The organism is Pseudomonas sp. 1D4 (genome assembly GCF_001728925.1).
Classification (GTDB): Bacteria; Pseudomonadota; Gammaproteobacteria; order Pseudomonadales; family Pseudomonadaceae; genus Metapseudomonas; species Metapseudomonas otitidis.
Window position 1 is genome coordinate 13250 of the sequence record NZ_LXJQ01000035.1, and the last position, 17958, is coordinate 31207.

Consider the following 17958-nt stretch of genomic DNA (forward strand, 5'->3'; position numbering starts at 1 on the left):
CTCGCCTTCGTCCCCCGCGCGGCCAAGCCGCAGGAGAGAACATGAGCCAATTCCATAGCCTGACCATCAAGGACGTGCGCCCGGAAACCCGCGACGCCGTGTCCATCGCCTTCGACATCCCCGAGAGCCTGGCCGAAGCCTTCCACTTCACCCAGGGCCAGTACCTGGTGCTGCGCACCGAGCTGGATGGCGAGGAGGTACGCCGCTCCTACTCCATCTGCACCGGCACCGGCGACGGCGAACTGCGCGTGGCCATCAAGCGCGTGGCCGGGGGGCGCTTCTCCACCTTCGCCAACGAGCGCCTGCAACCCGGCCAGCGCCTGGACGTGATGCCGCCGGACGGGCGCTTCTTCGTGCCCCTCGACCCGGCCCGCCACGGCCAGTACCTCGCCGTGGCGGCCGGCAGCGGCATCACGCCGATCCTGTCGATCATCAAGACCACCCTCGAGCGCGAGCCCCGCAGCCGCTTCACCCTGCTCTACGGCAACCGCTCCAGCGCCTCCGCGCTGTTCCGCGAACAACTGGAGGACCTGAAGAACCGCTTCCTCCAGCGCCTCAACCTGATCTTCGTGTTCAGCCGCGAGCAGCAGGACGTGGACCTCTACAACGGCCGCATCGACGCCGACAAATGCGGCCAACTGTTCGCCCGCTGGATCGACGTGAAGGCCCTGGATGCCGCCTTCATCTGCGGTCCGCAGGCCATGACCGAGACCGTCCGCGACCAGTTGCAGGGCCACGGCCTGGCCGCCGAACGCATCCATTTCGAACTCTTCGCCAGCGAGGGCGCCGCCGCCCGCCGCGAGGCCCGCGAAGCCGCCCGTGCCGCCAACAGCGCCAGCAGCCAGGTCACCGTCATCAGCGACGGCCGCGCCCTGAGCTTCGACCTGCCGCGCAACACCCAGAGCCTGCTCGAAGCCGGCAACGCCCAGGGCCTGGAGTTGCCCTACTCCTGCAAGGCAGGTGTGTGCTCCACCTGCAAGTGCAAGGTCATCGAAGGCGAGGTGGAGATGGACAGCAACTTCGCCCTGGAGGACTACGAAGTGGCCGCCGGCTACGTGCTCTCGTGCCAGTCCTACCCGGCCAGCGACAGGGTCGTCCTCGACTTCGACCAGCCCTGAACCGACTCGCTCCGTGAGGACACAGCTCCACCCGCTTCACCTGCGTTGCACCGCCTCTACAACCACAACAAGAGAGAGCACCCATGACCCCGCACGACCTCGAACGCATCCGGCAGCACCCGGATTTCATTCAGTTGGTCCGGCGCAAGCAGCGCCTGACCTGGTCCCTCACCGGCGCCATGCTGGTCATCTACTACGGCTTCGTGCTGCTGGTGGCCTTCGCCCCCGGCGTGCTCGGCCAGTCCCTCAGTGGCGGCGTCACCAGCGTCGGCATGCTGGTGGGCGTCGGCGTGATCCTGCTGTCGTTCGCCCTCACCGGTATCTACGTCTCGAAGACCAACAGCGTCATCGACCCGCTCAACGACAAGGTCAAAAAGGTGCTCGCCCCATGAAAGCGCTCGCCTCCCTGCTGCTCGGCGCCGGCCTGCTGGCCTCGCCGCTGGCCTTCGCCGCCGATGCCAGCCGCCCGCTGAACTGGACGGCCATCTACATGTTCCTGGCCTTCGTCGTGTTCACCCTCGGCATCACCCGCTGGGCCGCCCTGCGCACCCGCTCCACCGCCGACTTCTACACCGCCGGTGGCGGCCTCACCGGCTTCCAGAATGGCCTGGCGATCGCCGGCGACATGATCAGCGCGGCGTCCTTCCTCGGCATCTCCGCGATGATGTTCATGAACGGCTACGACGGCCTGCTCTACGCCCTGGGCGTGCTCGCCGGCTGGCCGATCATCCTCTTCCTGATCGCCGAACGCCTGCGCAACCTGGGCAAGTTCACCTTCGCCGACGTGGTGTCCTACCGCCTGGAACAGAGCCCGATCCGCATCACCGCGGCCTTCGGCACCCTCACCGTGGCGCTGATGTACCTGGTGGCGCAGATGGTCGGCGCCGGCAAGCTGATCGAACTGCTGTTCGGCCTCAGCTACCTGCAGGCGGTATTGCTGGTGGGCGCGCTGATGGTCTGCTACGTCACCTTCGGCGGCATGCTGGCCACCACCTGGGTGCAGATCATCAAGGCGGTGCTGCTGCTCTCCGGCACCAGCTTCATGGCCTTCATGGTGCTCCGGCACTTCGGCTTCAGCACCGAGGCGATGTTCGCCGCCGCCACCGAGGTGCACGCCAAGGGCACCGCGATCATGGCGCCGGGCGGGCTGCTGTCGAACCCCGTCGACGCCATCTCCCTGGGGCTCGGCATGATGTTCGGCACCGCCGGCCTGCCGCACATCCTCATGCGCTTCTTCACCGTCAGCGACGCCCGTGAAGCGCGCAAGAGCGTGTTCTACGCCACCGGCTTCATCGGCTACTTCTACCTGCTGCTGATCGTCGTCGGCTTCGGCTCCATCGTCATGGTCGGCACCAACTCCGAGTTCCGCGACGCGGCCGGCGCCATCATCGGCGGCGGCAACATGGTCGCGGTGCACCTGTCCCACGCGGTGGGCGGCAGCCTGTTCCTCGGCTTCATCTCCGCCGTGGCCTTCGCCACCATCCTCGCGGTGGTGGCCGGGCTGGCGCTGTCCGGCGCCTCCGCCGTGTCCCACGACCTGTATGCCTGCGTGGTGCGCAAGGGCAAGGCCAGCGAGCGTGAGGAAATGCGCGTCTCGCGCATCGCCACCCTCGGCATCGGCGTGCTGGCGGTGCTCCTCGGGCTGCTCTTCGAGTCGCAGAACATCGCCTTCCTCTCCGGCCTGGTGCTGGCCATCGCCGCCTCGGTCAACTTCCCGGTGCTGTTCCTCTCCATGTTCTGGAAGGGCCTGACCACCCGTGGCGCGGTCGCCGGCAGCGTCGCCGGGCTGCTCTCGGCCATCGTCCTGCTGGTGCTCAGCCCGGCGGTGTGGGTCAACGTGCTGCACCACGAAACGCCGCTGTTCCCCTACTCCAACCCGGCGCTGTTCTCCATGGGCCTGGCCTTCTTCAGTGCCTGGGCGTTCTCGGTGACGGACGCCTCCGAGCGCGCCCGGCAGGAACGCGGCCGCTACCTCGCGCAGTTCATCCGCTCCATGACCGGCATCGGCGCCGCCGCTGCCAGCCGCCACTGACCCGACGGCTTGACGGACACAACAACAATGAAACGCCTCAACCGGACCACACCGCGGCTCGCCACCCTGGCCCTCTGGTTGCGCCACCCACGAGACCCAGCCGGCACCCGGAGTGCCGGCCTTTTTCACGGAGAATCCCCATGAGCAACGCCCCCACCCTGCAGAGCTTCATCGGCGGCCGCTGGATCGGCCAGCACGGTGCCCAGGTGCTGCGCAGCGCCCTCAACGGGCAACCGCTGTTCCGCACCCATGAAGAAACGCCGGACTTCGCCGAAGCCGTGGACTTCGGCCGCACCCGCGGCATCCCGGCGCTCATGGCCCTGGACTTCCAGCAGCGCGCCGCGCGCCTCAAGGCCCTGGCGCTGTACCTCAACGAGCGCAAGGAGCAGCTCTACGCCCTCTCCCACCACACCGGCGCCACCCGTGCCGACAGTTGGATCGACATCGAGGGCGGCACCGGCACCCTGTTCGCCTATGCCGGCGTCGGCGCCCGCGAGCTGCCCTCCGGCAACCTCGTCCACGAAGGCCCGGCCCTGCCCCTGGGCAAGCACAACCAGTTCGCCGGCAGCCACATCCTGGTGCCGCGCGGCGGCGTGGCGGTGCACATCAACGCCTTCAACTTCCCCATCTGGGGGATGCTGGAAAAGTTCGCCCCCACCTTCCTCGCCGGTATGCCCTGCATCGTCAAACCGGCCAGCGCCACCAGCTACCTGACCGAGGCCACCGTGCGCCTGATGCACGAGTCCGGCCTGCTCCCGGAAGGCAGCCTGCAACTGGTGATCGGCAGTACCGGCGACCTGCTGGACCGCCTCCAGGGCCAGGACGTGGTGACCTTCACCGGCTCTGCCGACACCGCTGCCAAGCTGCGGGTGAACGCCAACCTGGTGCGCCACTCCATCCCCTTCAATGCCGAGGCGGATTCGCTGAACTGCGCCATCCTCGCCCCGGAGATCACCCCGGACGACCCGGAGTTCGACCTCTTCGTCAAGGAAGTGGCCCGCGAGATGACCGTCAAGGCCGGGCAGAAGTGCACCGCCATCCGCCGCGCCATCGTCCCGGCGAAGCACATCGACGCCGTGGCCGAACGCCTGCGCGAGCGCCTGGCCAAGGTGGTGGTGGGTGACCCGTCGGTGGAGGGCGTGAAGATGGGCGCCCTCGCCTCCCATGCCCAGCAGGCGGACGTCGCCGAGCGGGTGAGCGCCCTGCTGACCGGCAGCGAGCTGCTGTTCGGCGCCCGCGACGGCTTCACCCCCCGTGGCGAGGGCGTGGCCGAAGGCGCCTTCTTCGCCCCCACCCTGCTGCGCGCCCGCGACCCGCACGCCGAGGGCGGCGCCCACGACATCGAGGCCTTCGGCCCGGTGAGCACCCTGATGGCCTACGAGGACCTGGACGAAGCCGTCGCCCTCGCCGCCCGAGGCAAAGGCAGCCTGGTGGCCAGCCTGGTCACCAAGGACCCGGCCATCGCCGCCCGCGTGGTGCCGGTGATGGGCGCCCTGCACGGCCGCCTGCACATCCTCGACCGCGAGGCCGCCGCCGAATCCACCGGCCACGGCTCGCCGCTGCCGATGCTCAAGCACGGCGGCCCCGGCCGCGCCGGCGGCGGTGAGGAGCTGGGCGGCCTGCGCGCGGTGAAGCACTACCTGCAACGCACCGCCGTGCAGGGCTCGCCGAGCATGCTGGCCGCCGTCACCCGCGAGCACGTGCGCGGCGCCCGGGTGATCGAGACCGAGGTGCACCCGTTCCGCCGCTGGTTCGACGAGCTGCAGATCGGCGAGTCGCTGCTGACCCACCGCCGCACCGTCACCGAGGCGGACATCGTCAACTTCGGCTGCCTCTCGGGCGACCACTTCTACATGCACTTCGACGAACTGGCGGCCCGGGACTCCCAATTCGGCAAGCGCATCGCCCATGGCTACTTCGTGCTCTCCGCTGCCGCCGGCCTGTTCGTCTCCCCCGCACCCGGCCCGGTGCTGGCCAACTACGGCCTGGACACCCTGCGCTTCATCGAGCCGGTGGGTATCGGCGACACCCTCCAGGCGCGCCTGACCTGCAAACGCAAGATCGACCAGGGCAAGAAGAGCCCCAAAGGCGAACCCCAGGGTGTGGTCGCCTGGGACGTGGAGGTCACCAACCAGCACGGCGAGCTGGTGGCCAGCTACGACATCCTCACCCTGGTGCTCAAGCGCCCGGAAGGCGCCTGATCAGCCTCGATTCTCCGTGAGCGATTCGACCGGCCCTGTGGCCGGTCTTTTTTGGCTGGCTCCAGCGCCGTTGTTATGGGGTCAAGTCGATTACCGACTCCGTCTCGCCTTCCCGGGCGAGCCCCATTTGACGAAAGACAAGCCCTGGGATCGCGGACCAAGGATCGGGACCGGAACGATGCGGTTCGCGAGCTCACCACATCCTACGGGGGCTCATGCGAATCGCGTCATCTGCATCTCCCGCAGACGGCTCAGGGTACGGCGGAAGGGGAAGGCCAGCCCGCCCTCGGTGTAGAGCGCCTCCAGCGGCACGGCAGCCTCCAGGTAGAGCGGCACCCGGCGGTCGTAGCACTCATCCACCAGGGCGATGAAGCGGCGCACGCCGTCGTCCTTGGGCGACAGGCGCGGCAACTGGCGGTCGCCGGCGGCGACCTTCTCGGCAGCGTCCTCGGTGCCACGGGCGATGCGCCCTTCCCGCTCGGCTGCACCCAGCACCGGCACCGCGCCGAGGAGGATGGCCGGGAAGCGGTCGCACAGCTCGATGAAATCCAGCGCCGCCAGGGGTGCCTCGCACAGGTGGGCATAGTCACACCAGAGCACGCCCTCGCCGCGCAGGCGCACCGTCACCTCGCGGTGGGCCAGTTGCAGCGGCGCATCGGTGGCCGGTGCATCGCCATTCAGGGTGCGGAACACCCCGGCCAGGGCGTCCGGCTCGGCCACCCAATAGCGCTGGGTCACGGCGCCCGGGTGCAGGCGGTGGTCCTGACCGCCGTCCACTTCCACGACGTCGGTGTGTCGCTCCAGGGCGGCGATGGCGGGCAGGAAGCGGTCACGGTTGAAGCCGTCGGCATACAACTGCGAAGGCAGCTGGTTGGAGGTGGCCACCAGGGTCACGCCCTCGTCGAACATCGCCTGCAGCAGCCGCCCGAGGATCAGCGCATCGCCGATGTCGCTGACAAACAGCTCGTCGAAGCACAGCACCCGCACCTCGGTGGCCAGCTCACGGGCCAGGGCGAGCAGCGGGTCCGGCGTGCCGGTCAGGGCGAACAGCCGCTGGTGCACCCAGCGCATGAAGTGGTGGAAGTGCTGGCGCCGGGCGGACACCGACAGGCTGGCGTGGAAGCGGTCCATCAGCCAGGTCTTGCCGCGCCCCACCGGCCCCCACAGGTACACGCCCCGCACCCTCGGCTCGCCGGCCTGCAGGGCCTGCTGGCAAACCTCCAGCAGCGTGGCGGCGCGGCGTTGCGCCGGGTCCTCGGCAAAGCCCTGACGGGCCAGTGCGTCTTCGTAGGCCGCCAGCGGCGACAGCGCATCCATGATGGGACTCCTCCCGGGAATTCGCGGCGCAGTCTACCCGAGCGGCAAGGCCACGGTCGCCTGCGGCAGGCCGTTGCCGCCCGATCCTCTCTGCGGAGTGGGTGAAGGCCCTGGAACGGGCGCTCCAGCCCATGGCACAGCGCTTGCTACCCGGCCCCCGACAAGGAATTTTCCGGAGGGAATCACCATGGGCCTGTTCTCCGTCGACCCCACCCGCTCGCGCGATGTCACCGCCAGCGCACGGCTCGTCAGCCGCGGCCAGGCAGCCGCAACCAGCGATCCCGCACCGGCGCCAACCGCCCGTACCCTGCGCCAGAACACCCCAGCCCCCGACACGCGAGCAGCCCAGCGCGATGCGGCCTACGACGAAGCCTTCGCCCGCCTCAAGGTGGACCTGCAGAACAACGGCGAGCGCGTCCGCGACGAGGTCTACCCCGACGCCGAGCGCGCGGCGGCCAGCGTCGAGAAACCCGTCGCCAGCAAGGCCTCCCAGGAGTTCCATGCCTACATGGAGAAGACCGACTCGGAGAAGATCCGCGACAAGATCCTCAAGCAGATGGGACTGACCGAGGAGGATCTGGAAAAAATGCCACCGGAGAAGCGCGAGCAGGTGGAGAAGATGATCGCCCAGCGCATGACCGAGCTGAACGCCCTGCAGCAGCAACAGCAGAAGGAAGAGAAGGAGCCGGGGTCGATCCCCCTCAGCTTCCAGGACATCCGCCTGCGCAACCTGATCAACGGCTGACGCCCCCGGCCGCCGGGGGACGATGACGGCTCCCCCGCGCACGGAATGCGAACCGGCGGCACAGACGCCTTGGAAGGCGCGCCACAGTCTGGAATGCTATGCGCCTTTCGAGCCGTATCCCCTTCTGTCACGCCATGAATCCGCGCCTCTCCCTGCTGCTCGCCGCCCTGTTCATCGCCGGCTGCAGCTCCGGTTTCCAACCGCTCCACTCCAAACCCGCCGTTCTCAGCGGCAACCGCCCCCTGCCACCGGAGAACCCGGTCTACGGCGTGCCCAGCTATGAGGCACCGCTGGTGTGGGTGGTGGAGGCCCCCGCCACCGAGATCAAGGGCCGTACCCGTCTGGTCAGGCCCCGTGTCGAGCCGGCCGCCGAAACCCTGGCCCAGGCCGTGCTCGCCGACCAGCAGGGCGACAAGGAAACCGCCCTGCAACTGCTGCTGCAGGCCGCCGACGCCGGCAACGGCCGCGCCCATTACGAACTGGCCCATCACTACCTGGTGGGTAACGGCGTGCCCGCCGACCCGGCCCAGGCCCTCAACCACCTCAGCCAGGCCGATGCCCTGGGCAACGCCGAGGCCAGCCGGGTGCTGGCCTGGAACTACCTGCGTGGCACCGGCGTACCGCTGGACCTGGACTACGGCAAGCGCCTGCTGGAGAAGGCCGCGCGCACCAACGACCGGGCCCTGCGCGAGTTGAGCCTGCTCTACCTCGGCACCTGCCAGCCCGACCTGGCCGACCGCGAACGCGGGTTGGCCCAGTTGAAGGTGGCCAGCGCCGCCGGCGACCGCATCGCCACCGCGCTGTACCAGATGGCTCAGCAGCAGGACGCCGGCCAGCCGCTGCCGGCCAGCGCCGAGCAACCGGGGCTGCCCTGCCTGGCCAGCGACCCGGTGGCCCCTGCCGAACGCGACGCCACCGCCATCGCCCTCGACGCGGAACCGGTCACCCGCGAGGCCGAGGCGGAAGCCACCAAGCGCCAGGCCCTCGCCGGTGACCCGCAGGCGATGTACGACTACGGCCAGCGCCTGCTCGACGGCACCTACCCGTCCCTGCAACCCGAGCTGGAGGCCTACGCCTGGTTCGCCGTGGCCGCCGACCACGGCCACCCCGAGGCACCGGCCCGGGTGGCCGGCCTGGCTCCGGTACGCGATGCCAGCGAACAGCAGCAGCCGGGCCTGGTGGATTCGATGATCGCTGCGCTGGACAGCGCCATCGTGGCCAACCCGGGCGGCACCCCCGAGTGACGGGCGGGGTGGAGTGCCGCCCGGCCTCCACCTCGAACGCAACGAGATTTTTCCGATTAAGCCTGTAAATGTAGGGTTTTTCCTACGAAATAGAAGGGCATTACTTAATCCGGCCCAATGACGGGCTCCGCCCCTTTTCTGAACGCCGCGAGTCACTAACATGCGCCCCGCCCCCATCCGAGCCGAGGCCATGCATGACTCTGAGAACCGTCATAGTCGATGACCACCCGATCACCCTGATCGGCCTGCGCGCCCTTCTGGCCGACGAACCCGACCTTGCCATCGTCGGCGAGGCCTATGACGTCGACGGCCTCTACCAACTCCTGGACCGGCAGGCCTGCGACCTGCTGATCACCGACCTGATGATGCCGGACAGCCGCCAGGCCGACGGCCTGCGCCTGGTGCAACACCTGCGCAACCGCTATCCGCAGATGGCCATCATCGTCGTCACCATGCTCGACAACGCCGCCCTGGCCAGCTCCCTGCTGCGGCTGGGCATCCAGGGCCTGGTAAGCAAGCGCGGCCTGCTGGCCGACCTGCCCCGCGCGCTGCGTGCCAGCCTGCGCCGCCCGTTCCTCTCCGAGTCGATCCGCCGCCAGTTGGGCGAAAGCGAAGCCGAGCACGGCAAGCCCCTGGCCAGCGCCGAGGAGCTTTCCCCCCGTGAGGCGGAAGTGCTGCGCCTGTACGGCAGCGGCATGGCCATCGGCGAGATCGCCCTGCACCTCAATCGCAGCAAGCAGACCATCAGCGCGCAGAAGAGCAGCGCCATGCGCAAGCTGGGCATCGACACCAATGCCGGGCTGTTCCACTACATCCAGGAAGCCGGGCTGTGCTGAAGCGGCGCGCGCTGGCGCTGCTCGCCCTGCTGGCGTTGCTGGCAGGCCCGGGCTGGCACGCCCCTGCCGGCGCCTCGCCACCGCTGGACCTGGCCCAGCTCGCCGAACTGGGCGCCGGCCTGCCCGAGCACCCGGTGCGCGTGGCGGTGGTGCGGCCCATCAGCCAGTGGCCGCAGTACCCCGGCAGCGCCATGCTGCGCGGCATCACCCACGACTACCTGGCGCGGATCGGCGCCTTCGTCGGGCGCAGCATCGAGGAAGTCCCCTTTCCCAGCGTCGAGGCCGCCATCCGGGGCCTCAAGGCCGGCGAAGTCGACCTGCTGACCCGCGTCACCGGGTACGAGCGGCGCGAGCCCGGGCTGGCCTACAGCCGCCCCTACCTGGACGACACCCCGATCATCCTCGGCCGCCGCGACGACCCCTGCCTGCCGCCGGACCTGGCCGACAAGCGCGTGCTGGTGCTGTCCCAGTACCTGGACCCCGAGCAGGTGCGCAACGCCTACCCCGCTGCCCACCTGGAGACTGTGCGCAGCACCGCCGAAGGCTTTGACCAGGTGCTCAGTGGCAAGGCCGATGCCTTCATCGGCGACAAGCTGCGGGTGGATCACCACATGCGCGCCCGGCCCGGTGCAGCCCTGCAGAACAAGTTCGCCGCCAACCTCTCCAGTGGTGGCTTCAGCTTCGCCAGCCGCGCCGAAGACACTCGCCTGCTGACGCTGGTGGATTACGTGCTCGGCACCCTCGACGAACACCAGCGCGAAATCATCCTCGCCCACTGGACCGAAGCGCCGCGTCTGTTCTCGCCCACCGGTGCCTTCGCCCTGGACAGCGCCCAGGAAGGCTGGCTGGACCGGCAACCCCGCCTGCGGCTGATCCTCGACGAGGCGCCGCCCTACTTCTTCCGCGACGCCCGGGGCAAATGGTCGGGCCTGGGCCTGGAGCTGCTGAAGCAACTGGGCGACACCTATCAGTTGCAATTGGAGCTGCTCGACAGCGAAGGTGCAGCCCGCGACCGACAACGCCTGGCACGGGGCGAGGCCGACCTGGCCAGCACCCTCGACGGCAGCGCGAGCCCCGGCGTGCTCTACACCGAGCCCTTCGGCGCACGCGGCTGGGCCTTCGTGGTCCGCCAGGACGCCAGTTCCCCCAGCTCCCTGGAAGCCATGACCGGCCGCCGCCTGGCCCTGCCCCGGCACCATCCGCTGATCGACTACCTGGAAAAGCGCTACCCCGCGATCATCCTGGTGCGTACCGAGAACGCACCCCAGGCCATGGAGCGGGTGCGCCTGGGCGAGGTCGACGCCAGCCTGGACAACCTCGGCGGCAACCCCAGCCACCAGCAGTGGCTGGAGCGCCAGGGATTGCGCCTGGGCCAGCGCGTGGAAGCGGCAGCCCCGGCACAGATGCTGGCGGTCAGCGGACAGGTGCCGGAGCTGCGCGGCATTCTCGACAAGCTGCTCGGTTCACTGGCCCAGAGCGGCGAATTCGGTGATGGCATCAAATTGCTCGCTGCCCCCGCCAACGGCTGGCTGGAGCGCCTGCCGGAGGACTTCTGGCACCTGTCGATCCTGGCCCTGGTGGTGGTGGCCCTGTCGCTGCTGTGGAACTGGCGCCTGCGCCGGGAAATCCAACAGCGCCGCGAGGCCCAGGGACAACTCAGCGACCAGTTGGCCTTCCAGTTCTCCCTGCTCAACGGCCTGCCGACGCCGCTCTACGTGCGTGACCTGCAGGGGCGCCTGAGCACCTGCAACCGCGCCTACGAGCAGTTCTTCGGCTGCGACCTCGAGCAACTGCGCGGCACCACCGTGCGCCAGCAGGGCATCACCCCGGCGAGCCTGGCCCAGGCCATGGAGGCGGAGTACCAACTGCTGCAACAGAACCGCCAGCCGCGTTTCTTCGACGGTCGCATCGAGATCGACGGCCGCGAGCACGATCTCTACCAGTGGGTGGTGCCCTTCTACAGCGCCGGCGGCCAGTTGCAGGGCCTGCTCGGCGGCTGGATCGACATCAGCGACCGCAAGGCCCTGGAGACCGAGCTGCGCGAGGCCCGCCGTGACGCGCTGCAGGCCAGCGCTGCCAAAGGGCGCTTCCTCGCCACCATGAGCCACGAGCTGCGCACCCCGCTCAACGCCCTGGTCGGCCTGCTGGAACTGGAGGCCCGCGCCCAGGCCACACCGTCCGAGAACCTGCGCATCGCCCAGCAGTCGGCGACCTCGATGATCGCCCTGATCGGCAACATCCTCGACCTGGACCGCATCGAGAACGGCAGCATGCAACTGGCCTTCGAACCGGTGGCGCCGCTGCCGCTGCTGCGTGGCGCGCTCGACCTGTTCGGCGCCCAGGCGCGCAGCAAGGGCCTGGAGCTGGAACTGGACTGCAAACTGCCGGCCGATCGCCGCTACCGGCTCGATCCACTGCGCCTGCGTCAGGTGCTGTTCAACCTGCTGGGCAATGCCGTGAAGTTCACTGCCCACGGCCGGGTGCGCCTGGTGGCCCGGGTCGAAGACACCGCGCCGGGACAATCGCGCCTGGTGCTGATGGTCAGCGACACCGGCATCGGCATTCCCCGCCACATGCAGGACCGCATCCTCGAGCCCTACCAGCAGGGCGGCGCTCAAACCGCTCGCCACTACGGCGGCTCCGGGCTGGGGCTGAGCATCTGCCGCCACCTGGTGGGCCTGATGGGTGGCCGCCTGTGGCTGGAAAGCGAGCCCGGCCAGGGCTGCGAAGTGGGTGTGGAACTCCCCGCTGCCTGGGAGGCCGCCGCCGAGCCACTGGAAGCCCCGGTGGTGGAGGCCGCCGGCGCTACGCGCGCGCTGCGCGCCCTGGTGGTGGACGACCTGTCGATCAACGGGCTGGTACTGGTGCAGCAACTGGAAGCCCTGGGTCACCAGGCGCGCTTCGTTGGCGACGGCGACAGCGCTCTGGCTGCCCTGGAGGAAGAAGCCTTCGACCTGCTGATCACCGACTGCAACATGCCGGACATGGACGGCTACGCCCTCACCGGTGCAGTGCGTGACCGCGAGGCTCAGGACCAGCGCCCCCGGCTGCGCATCGTCGGCTACACCGCCAGCGCCCTGGCCGACGAGGCCCAACGCTGCCGCGAAGCCGGCATGGACGATCTGATGGTCAAGCCGGTGACCCTCGGCCGCCTGGCCGAAGCCCTGGCCTGCCAGGCCCAGGCCGAACCCGATGCCGAGGCCACGGCAGAACAGCCGGGCGCACTGTTCGATCTCGGTCACCTGGAAGGCATCCGCGGCGCCGACCCGACCCTGCTGGCGACCCTGATGGAAGAGTTGCGGCGCAACCTGGGGGACGAACTGGAACGCCTGGGCCAGATCCCCGACGGCACCAGCACCGAGCGCTACGTGGCGCAGACCGCCCACCGCCTCGGCGGGCTGGCCTGCACCATCGATTCGCCAGCCCTGATGAAGGCCTGCGAGGGCCTGCGCCGTGCGGAGGACGAGCACCGGCCAGCGGCCCTGGACGCCCTGCGCGGGGTGCTGCAGGCCTTGCTGGAGCAGGTTCGCCAGCGCACCGCCTGACGCTCGTCGGTGGGGTTGTGGATTGCGTCGGGCTCCCGGCACGTGGCGATTGCCCGCGCCGGGGGCTTCAGGTAAGAGGAGTGGTTTGCCACCACGCCCCTTCCCGATGAAAAACTGGATCGCCTCCTTCTTCCGCATCGTCCGCGACGACAAGGGCCAGACCCAGGGCTACCCCATCCCCTGGGACCCGGCCCGGCCCAGCCTGTACAGCGTCCTCCGGCCCTATGCCGAGGCCGCCGAAGGCCTGCCCGCCGGCGGCCTCGAACTGCCCGACGAAGACGCCGGGGACGGTGACGGGCTGAGCTGGGCACCCGGCGCATTGGACGGCGTACTCGGCCACCACGCCGCCGGCGATGACCTGCAGGCCGCCCAGGCCATCCACGACCTGCTGCTGGCCACGCTGGACGACCCGACGCCGAACCTGCCTCGGCTCTACCAGCAGGTGGCCGATGGCAGCGTGCTGGCCTTCATCGACCCACTCATCGAACGCCTGCTGGCCCGCCCCGGCCTGCCCCGCGCTCGGCTGCACGCGCTGGCCCTGTGGCTGGCGCGCAGCAGCCCGGATCGCGGCGCCGTGAAGTTCGCCCTGGCCCTGCTCGGCGCGCTGGACAGCGGCAGCCAGCGCGAGCTTTTCCTCACCTTCGGCCTGCACGAGGAATTCACCCTGTACGCCGCCGTGGCCCTGGGCTGCAGCCTGGCGCCACCGGAACGCGAACGCGCCTGGTGGAGCCTGGCGCGCAAGGTCCATGGCTGGGGCCGCATCCACCTGGTGGAACGCCTGGCACTGGCGCCCTCGCCCGAGGTGCAGGAATGGTTGCTGCGCGAGGGTTACCGCAACGCGATCATGGTGGAATACCTCGCCTACCCCTGCGCGGTGGGTGGCAACCTGCTGGCGGTGCTGAGCGGGCAGGACGTCGACGACGGCCTGCTGGATGCCGCCAACGAACTGGTGGGTGCCCTGCTGGCCGGCGGCCCGGCACGGGACATTTATGACTACGCCGACGGCGCCGAGGTGGTGCTCCTGCTGCTCGACCACCTGGCCCGCCGCCCGCCACGGGCCCTGGCCCATCTGATCGTTGCCGCCCAGATCGCCGACTTCATCGAGAGCCCCCATACCGACTGGAACCTGCTGCATGTGCATGGCTGGAGCGAGGCGCTGCGCGAGGAAATCCTCCGACGTGCGCGGGAGCTGTGCCAGCCGGAACGCTGGGCGGCCCTGGTGAACCAGGGCCTGGACGAGGCCGATGACAGACGCTTCCACGAAGCGGCCCAGGCCGCCGGCCTCCTCGGCATCGACTGCTGGGAACGCTGGCTGACCCGCCAGCGCGAAGGCCGCTCCAGCGCCTGGTACCACCTGATGCAGAGCGACGACCCGGCCCGTATCGCCCAGGTGCTGGACCTGGCCCGCGAACGCCTGGACCTGGCGGCCATCGCCAGCGGGCCGGGCACGGCCCTGGGGCTGGGCCTGGCGTACCAGGCCCACGGTGACCTGGACTTCATCGTCCAGCGCCTGGGCGCCTTCCCCGGCCAGGGCTGGGACCTGCTGGATACGGCCCTGGGCAGCCCTGTGGTGCGCAACCGCCACATGGCCCTCAATGCACTGGAAGCCTGGGGCCGCGAAGGCTGGCCGGCGGAGGCGGTGCAACGCCTGCGCCGTGCTCATGACCAGGAGCCGGTGGAGGACCTTAAAAGACGCTTCGGCGAACTGCTGCAACCGCAACTGGTGGAACGCCCCGCGCCCTGACGGCGCCCTGTCACCAGGGCGCCAGCATTGCGCGGCAACGGCATTCTGATACGGCTCCCGCCTTTGGTCAGGGCGCGGGCCGTTGCAGGGGACTGCGAACGGATGGAATGGCTTGTCGGGGTGAAACCCGGTACATGCGCATGAACACGCGAGGCCTGCCGAACATCAAGGCCATCGCCTTCTCGATACTCTCCCTGGAACAACCCGGCCTACCCGCACCTTCCCGCCCGATCGACCGCATCGAGGGGTGGCTGGAGGCGCGCTGGGCTACGTCATCACCGACATCCGCCCGTCGCGCCAGCGCCCGGGGCAGGCGCCGGTCGGGCCCTACAGCGAACTGCTCAGCCTCCGGCGCAACGAGGAGTGAGGCTCAACCCAGCTGGGAGGGGTCGATCATGTCGCATTCGAAGGTGAGCCAGCCGCCTTCGGCGTTGGCTTCGCCGCCGGCGATGGGGCCGTAGTAGGTCAGCCCGTTGCCCAGGGTGATGCAGACGTGGGTGGGCTCGTCGGGGGCGTCCAGCTGGCCGTTGAAGTGAACGCGCATCAGCCCGGGGGAAATGGACTCCAGGCCGATGTCGACGCCGGTGTTGTCCACCGCCTCGGTTTCGCGGCCCCGGTGTTCCGCGCTGACGGTCAGGGTGACGGTTTCCTGGTACATGCTCTGGCTCCTTGAGTGCAAATGCCCGCCAGAGTACGCGAGGCCCGTAAGCGCCGCCATAGGCGGCTTGCACGGGTCGCGAGGTGCGTCCCGTTTGCCCTCAGAACAGCTCCAACTGACCGTCCAGCAGCTTGTCGAAGTCGCCGCCGACGAAGGGCAGGATGGCATCCGCCACCGGCTTGAGCTGGCGACTGACGTAGTGTTCGTAGTCGATGGGCGTGCGCCGGGCCTCCAGCGGCTCGGGCCCGGCGAGGGCGATGACGTAGCTGATCCAGCCGCCACTCTGGTACTGCCGTGGACGCCCCAGGGCCTGGTTGTGCTCGTCCGCCAGGCGCGCGGCGCGCACATGGGGCGGGACGTTGCGCTGGTAGTCGGAGAGCCGGCGGCGCAGGCGCTTGCGGTACACCAGCAGGTCGTCCAGCTCGCCGGCGAGGGTGCGCTGCACGTAGTCACGCACCCAGGCCTGCCAGGGCTCGCCGCGGAACACCCGCAGGTACAGCTCCTGCTGGAAACGCTGAGCCAGGGGCGACCAGTCGGTGCGCACCGTCTCCAGGCCCTTGAACACCATGTCCTCGCGGCCATCACGGCGCACCAGGCCGGCGTAGCGCTTCTTGCTGCCCTCCTCCGCGCCACGGATGCGGGGCATGAGGAAGCGCTGGTAGTGGGTTTCGAACTGCAGCTCCAGGGCGCTGGTGAGCCCGAACTCGCGGGCCAGGTGCTCGCGCCACCACTGGTTCACCCCGGCCACCAGGGCCTTGCCGATGGCCACCGCCTCGGCTTCCTCATGGGCGCGGCCAAGCCAGACGAAGGTGGAGTCGGTGTCGCCGTAGATCACCTGGTGCCCCTGGGCTTCGATCAGTTCGCGGGTGCGCCGCATGATCGCGTGGCCGCGCAGGGTGATGGACGAGGCCAGGCGGGTGTCGAAGAAGCGACAGCCGCTGGAGCCGAGCACGCCGTAGAAGGCGTTCATGATGATCTTCAGCGCCTGGGACAGCGGCGCATTGCCCTCGCGCTTGGCCGCCTCGCGTCCCTGCCAGACGCGCTCGACGATGGCCGGCAGGCAATGCTGGGTGCGGGAGAAACGGGCCCCGCGAAAGCCCTCCACCGAGGCCTCGTCACGGGGGTCGTGCAGCCCTTCCACCAGGCCGATCGGGTCGATCAGGAAGGTGCGGATGATCGAGGGGTAGAGGCTCTTGTAGTCCAGCACCAGCACCGAGTCGTAGAGGCCCGGGCGGGAATCCATGACGAAGCCGCCAGGGCTGGCCTCGGGCTGCTTCTCCCCCAGGTTCGGCGCGACGAAGCCCTGGCGGTGCATGGGCGGCAGGTACAGGTGGGTGAAGGCCGCCACCGAGCCGCCGCTGCGGTCGGCCGGTAGGCCGGTGACGCTGGCCCGCTCCAGCAGGAAGTCCAGCAGCCGGGTGTGCTCGAAGATGCGCGTGACCAGCTCGCAGTCCTTGAGGTTGTAGCGGGCCAGGGCCGGCTTGTCCTCGGCGAACATGCGGTTGATCTCGTCCATGCGGTGATAGGGGTCGTCGATGGCCTTGCCCTCCCCCAGCAGCTCCTGGGCGACGTTCTCCAGGCTGAAGGAGGCGAAGTTCCAGGTGGCCGAGCGCAGGGCCTCGATGCCGTCGATGATCAGGCGCCCGGCGGCGTCGGCGAAGTAGTGGTTGCTGCGGCTGCCGTGCTCGCGCCAGCCCATGACGTCGCCGCCGCGCCCGAGGCGCATCGGCACCTTGAGCCTGCGGGCGTGGTCGTTGAGTACGCGCAGGTCGAACTGCACCAGGTTCCAGCCGATGATGGCGTCCGGGTCGTGCTCGGCCAGCCAGCGGTTGAGGCACTCCAGCAGCTCGGCACGGCTGTCGCACCAGGCGAGGTCGAAGTCCACGCCGCTTGCGTCGCCGTTGGGTGGGCCAAGCATGTACACCTGGCGCTGGCCGCAGCCTTCCAGGGCGATGGAGTACAGCTCGCCGTACTCGGTGGTCTCGATGTCCAGGGACACCAGGCGCAGGCGCGGGCGGTAGTCGGGGGCGGGCTTGAGCTGGGCGTCCAGCAGCAGGCCCTGGCCGTCGTCGCGACCGCCGAACAGCACCGGCGCGGTAATGAAGCGCTCCATCAGGTAGCGCTCCGGCGGGCGGATATCGGCTTCGTAGACGTCGACGCCGGCCTGGCGCAGTGCCCTGTCCAGGGCGATCAACTGGCGGTGCTGGGTGCAGTAGAGGCCCAGCACCGGGCGTCGGTGGAAGTCACGCAGGGCCAGGGGGCGCAGCTCGACGCCCCGCTCCTCGCGCAACAGGGCTTCGGCGGCCTGGCGTTGCTCGGCGGGGATGAAGGCCACCGACACCTGGGGCGCCACGCGCACGCGGCGCGGACCGGCGTCGGTGGCCAGCCAGAACTCCACTTCGGTGCCGGACGGCGTGTCGCGCCAGTGTCGGGTCAGCACGAACCCCTGTTGCAGCTCCACCATCCGCCCTCATTGCGATCAGGGCGGTGATTCTACAGGGCCGGGGCCGGCTTGCCT

12 protein-coding genes are annotated in these 17958 nt (G+C 69.5%); 9 read left to right on the forward strand and 3 right to left on the reverse strand.

Features of this window, described 5'->3' with window-relative positions; all coding sequences use genetic code 11:
• The first annotated feature begins 41 nt into the window (after window positions 1-41).
• The 4 genes from paaE (at window position 42) to paaZ (ending at window position 5351) form a co-directional block, all read left to right on the forward strand.
• Window positions 42-1118, forward strand: a complete 1077-nt coding sequence (paaE, locus tag A7D27_RS17615; protein WP_069565590.1) for a 1,2-phenylacetyl-CoA epoxidase subunit PaaE — start codon at window positions 42-44, stop codon at window positions 1116-1118.
• Between the two features lie 83 nt (window positions 1119-1201).
• On the forward strand, window positions 1202-1510 hold the full coding sequence (locus tag A7D27_RS17620) for a DUF485 domain-containing protein (protein WP_069562776.1): 309 nt from the start codon (window positions 1202-1204) through the stop codon (window positions 1508-1510).
• On the forward strand, window positions 1507-3150 hold the full coding sequence (locus tag A7D27_RS17625) for a cation acetate symporter (protein ID WP_069565591.1): 1644 nt from the start codon (window positions 1507-1509) through the stop codon (window positions 3148-3150). Before A7D27_RS17620 ends, A7D27_RS17625 begins: the two co-directional genes overlap by 4 nt.
• 140 nt (window positions 3151-3290) lie before the next feature.
• Window positions 3291-5351 carry a phenylacetic acid degradation bifunctional protein PaaZ gene (paaZ, locus tag A7D27_RS17630; protein ID WP_069565592.1) on the forward strand — a complete coding sequence of 687 codons (2061 nt, stop codon included), beginning with the start codon at window positions 3291-3293 and terminating at the stop codon, window positions 5349-5351.
• Between the two features lie 213 nt (window positions 5352-5564).
• Here the strand turns inward: paaZ and zapE are convergent, their stop codons facing one another.
• Window positions 5565-6668 carry a cell division protein ZapE gene (zapE, locus tag A7D27_RS17635; protein ID WP_069562779.1) on the reverse strand — a complete coding sequence of 368 codons (1104 nt, stop codon included), beginning with the start codon at window positions 6666-6668 and terminating at the stop codon, window positions 5565-5567.
• 187 nt (window positions 6669-6855) lie between these two features.
• Between zapE and A7D27_RS17640 the strand changes: the two genes are divergently transcribed.
• The 5 genes from A7D27_RS17640 (at window position 6856) to A7D27_RS28390 (ending at window position 14782) form a co-directional block, all read left to right on the forward strand.
• Window positions 6856-7413, forward strand: a complete 558-nt coding sequence (locus A7D27_RS17640; RefSeq protein WP_069562780.1) for a hypothetical protein — start codon at window positions 6856-6858, stop codon at window positions 7411-7413.
• Between the two features lie 98 nt (window positions 7414-7511).
• Window positions 7512-8657, forward strand: a complete 1146-nt coding sequence (locus A7D27_RS17645; RefSeq protein WP_069565593.1) for a tetratricopeptide repeat protein — start codon at window positions 7512-7514, stop codon at window positions 8655-8657.
• 194 nt (window positions 8658-8851) lie between these two features.
• Window positions 8852-9493 (forward strand): response regulator, encoded by a 642-nt coding sequence (locus A7D27_RS17650; protein WP_069565594.1) that lies wholly within the window; start codon window positions 8852-8854, stop codon window positions 9491-9493.
• Complete coding sequence (locus tag A7D27_RS17655) at window positions 9487-13038, forward strand: ATP-binding protein (RefSeq protein WP_083265680.1); 3552 nt, start codon at window positions 9487-9489, stop codon at window positions 13036-13038. The genes A7D27_RS17650 and A7D27_RS17655 overlap by 7 nt, the downstream gene beginning before the upstream one ends.
• Window positions 13039-13144: 106 nt before the next feature.
• A complete protein-coding gene (locus A7D27_RS28390) occupies window positions 13145-14782 on the forward strand; it encodes a hypothetical protein (RefSeq protein WP_083272626.1) in 1638 nt (545 codons plus the stop codon).
• 370 nt (window positions 14783-15152) lie between these two features.
• On the opposite strand, the gene A7D27_RS17665 is transcribed toward A7D27_RS28390, so the two are convergent.
• Together A7D27_RS17665 and A7D27_RS17670 are read right to left on the reverse strand one after the other, a co-directional pair.
• Window positions 15153-15440, reverse strand: coding sequence for a hypothetical protein (locus tag A7D27_RS17665; protein ID WP_044404077.1), 288 nt, complete (start codon window positions 15438-15440; stop codon window positions 15153-15155).
• 100 nt (window positions 15441-15540) lie between these two features.
• Window positions 15541-17901 carry a DNA polymerase II gene (locus tag A7D27_RS17670; RefSeq protein WP_139131208.1) on the reverse strand — a complete coding sequence of 787 codons (2361 nt, stop codon included), beginning with the start codon at window positions 17899-17901 and terminating at the stop codon, window positions 15541-15543.
• Window positions 17902-17958 lie beyond the last annotated feature (57 nt).